Origin of the sequence: Mycobacterium sp. GA-1285 (genome assembly GCF_001499905.1) — a bacterium.
Taxonomy (GTDB): Bacteria; Actinomycetota; Actinomycetes; order Mycobacteriales; family Mycobacteriaceae; genus Mycobacterium.
Map to the genome: position 1 here is coordinate 1 of NZ_LQIS01000044.1, position 1132 is coordinate 1132.

Genomic DNA, 1132 nt, shown 5'->3' on the forward strand with positions numbered 1-1132 from the left:
CTAGTGTCCTGAGTCATTAATTCGTCCGCTCTTGTTAGAGTAGGTGATGCCGTCACCGCGAGCTGCTGACATTGTGTTGACCGACGCTGAGCGTGCTGAGCTGGAGAGCTGGACGCGTCGGCGCACCAGCGCCGCGGGTCTGGCCCTTCGAGCCCGCATCGTTTTGGCTGCGGCCGACGGTGGCACCAATGTCGAGTTGGCTGACCGGCTGAGATTGAATCGCGGCACTATTCGTAAGTGGCGCAATCGATTCGTTCAGTTCCGCTGTGATGGTTTGCTCGATGAGCCGCGCCCAGGCCGGCCCCGAGTCATCGGCGATGAGCGGATCGAGGAATTGATCACCGCGACGCTGGAGACCGCACCGTCAGATGCCACTCATTGGTCAACTCGGTCGATGGCAAAGCATCTGGGGCTATCGCAATCGATGGTCTCGCGCGTGTGGCGTGCGTTCGGATTAGCTCCGCACAAACAGGATTCGTGGAAGTTGTCGAAGGACCCGCTGTTTGTGGCCAAAGTCCGCGACGTTGTCGGGCTCTACCTGAATCCTCCCGAGTGTGCGCTGGTGCTGTGCGTGGACGAGAAAACCCAGATCCAGGCGCTCAACCGCACCGCACCGGTACTTCCGATGCTGCCTGGAACCCCCGCACGCGCCAGTCATGACTACGTCCGCCACGGCACCTCCAGTCTGTATGCGGCCCTCGATGTCACCACCGGCAAAGTGATTGGCGCACTGCACGCCCGACACCGCGCCCAAGAGTTCCTGGCGTTTCTCAAAAAGATCAACACCGAAGTGCCCCAAGACCTTGACGTTCATCTCATCCTCGACAACGCCTCCACTCACAAGACGCCGGCCGTGAAGCGATGGCTGACCAACCATCCCCGCTTCGTCTTGCACTTCACCCCGACCAGCTCGTCATGGCTGAACCTCGTCGAACGCTGGTTCGCCGAACTGACCACCAAAAAGCTGCGCCGCGGCACCCACACCTCGGTACGTCAGCTCAACGCCGACATTCGAGCCTGGATAGATACCTGGAACGACAATCCCCGCCCCTACGTCTGGACCAAAACCGCCGACCAAATCCTAGCCAGCATCGGCAACTACTGCTCACAAATTAATGACTCAGGACACTAG

The 1132-nt window shown here is 59.9% G+C and carries 1 protein-coding gene; it reads left to right on the forward strand.

The features are described from left to right. The first annotated feature begins 46 nt into the window (after positions 1 to 46). Entirely contained in the window at positions 47 to 1132 is a 1086-nt protein-coding gene (locus AU193_RS17420; RefSeq protein WP_064423630.1) for an IS630 family transposase, read from the forward strand.

Bases quoted from the DNA above. Each gene is read 5' to 3' on its own strand.
- AU193_RS17420 (WP_064423630.1), top strand. From the start codon at position 47: ATGCCGTCACCGCGAGCTGCTGACATTGTGTTGACCGACGCTGAGCGT.